Raw genomic sequence first — 375 nt, forward strand, 5'->3', positions numbered from 1 at the left:
TCAGGAAAAAGACCGATGGTACAGCAGAACAGCGCCGCGAATACCGACAACAGCATAGTCAACCGGTGATGCAACAACTGTATGAATGGCTCAACCAACATCAACTGACTGTGCCATCGAGTTCTCCCACCGCCAAGGCGATCAATTACACTCTGAAGCGTTGGCCAGCTTTAAGCCGCTATCTGGATGATGGCAATCTACCGATTTGCAATAACTGGATAGAAAATCAAATGCGTCCCTGGGCGTTGGGGCGCAAGAACTGGCTGTTTGCTGGCTCGCTGCGCAGCGGCCAGCGAGCGGCGAATATCATGACTTTAATCCAGTCAGCAAAGCTGAATGGCTTGGATCCGTATGCCTATTTAAGTGATGTGCTGA

General features: G+C 50.7%; 1 protein-coding gene. It reads left to right on the forward strand.

Annotated elements, in window-relative coordinates:
- Positions 1 to 375: transposase (locus tag ACEO2X_RS14245; protein WP_371972191.1), on the forward strand; the 375-nt coding region annotated here is incomplete at both ends.

It is taken from the genome of Acinetobacter sp. AL9, assembly GCF_041464035.1.
GTDB classification, from domain to species: Bacteria; Pseudomonadota; Gammaproteobacteria; order Pseudomonadales; family Moraxellaceae; genus Acinetobacter; species Acinetobacter towneri.